Below are 1251 nucleotides of genomic sequence, written 5' to 3'. Positions count from 1 at the left end.
CTTTATTGCCTTATAAATAAAATACTGTATAAGAAATGCTATAACTAAGAAAAAGATTTGGACTGGTATGCCTAAAAATTTCATGAAGTCCATTATATATACTAGCCCAGGTTCTGAAAACCAAACTCTTCCCTCAGTATACATTCTTTCATAAGAATAATAATCTGTCCCTACTCCATATCTAAATCCGGCTAATAAAAGAACGTACGTACTAGCCAACCAATAGAATACTTGAGCATATCTCCCCTTCAATAAGGTTAATAACGATAGTATTAGCATAAAAATATATGCAAACATTTTATGAACTCCTTAAACGTTTAAATAAAACTTCATACAAACCTATCTTTAATAAAACAGCACCTACCCTATGCTTAAATGGTAATAGGTTGTAAGAATCTGAAAGACTATTCAGTTGTCTTTTTTTCTCTTTTACAGGTTTCTTATTTTCTAATGAGTAGTTTATTAAGTATATCCACAACCTTGCTTCAACCACTCCACAAAATTTCTCGTAGGAACTTTCTTTAAAAAATGTTTTTAATACATTCATTGTATTTACTAGAGATTCATCAATGATCGGATTATAACTTCGAGTTATTGATCCTTCCCTCTGGATATAATAATACAAAGCTTCATTTACTACTTCTATACTATTACAAAAATATAAATATCTCGGCATAAAACCTACATCTTCAAAAAAAGCACGATTTTCAAAATATAATTTATTTTCTTTAATTATTTCTGTTCTATATAACTTGTTCCAAGCTACAACAAAAGGCTCATCATGTTTACAAAGAAAATTCTCTAGGACATCACCATTCAATAGATCTTTGTTAAAATAATATTCTTTCTCCCGTAGCTTACTCGCACCCTCATCTAACCAGATCTTTTTAAAACCGCAAACTACCAGGTCAATATTACCTGGAATGATTTTTTTATATAAATTCTCATACATAGATTTATCTAAATAGTCATCACCATCTACAAATGCTATAAATTCCCCACTAGCATGATTAATTCCCGTATTTCTTGCAGCACTTAAGCCACCATTTTCTTGAGAAATTACTCGTACACGTTTATCACGCTTTGTAAACTCATTAGCGATATTTACTGTATTGTCACGTGAACCATCATTTATAACTAATATTTCAATTTCCTTAATACTCTGCGCAATAAGACTTTCCAAACACTTTTCAATATAACCCTCAACATTATACGCCGCTACAACTATACTAATTTTAGGCTTCTCCATAG

At 30.6% G+C, this 1251-nt stretch carries 2 protein-coding genes; both read right to left on the bottom strand.

The window, feature by feature from the left end; genetic code table 11:
• On the bottom strand, positions 1-297 hold a 297-nt coding region (locus ACQGS6_RS28830; protein WP_426966058.1), incomplete at its 3' end, for an EpsG family protein.
• Position 298: 1 nt separating this feature from the next.
• A partial coding sequence (locus tag ACQGS6_RS28825; RefSeq protein ID WP_426966057.1) for a glycosyltransferase family 2 protein occupies positions 299-1251 on the bottom strand: 953 nt, incomplete at its 5' end.

Origin of the sequence: Bacillus sp. GMs2/2, from assembly GCF_050172095.1 — a bacterium.
GTDB classification, from domain to species: domain Bacteria; phylum Bacillota; class Bacilli; order Bacillales; family Bacillaceae_G; genus Bacillus_A; species Bacillus_A cereus.
The sequence above is the reverse complement of the archived record's forward strand: the minus strand, read 5'-3'. Positions and strand labels throughout refer to the sequence as shown.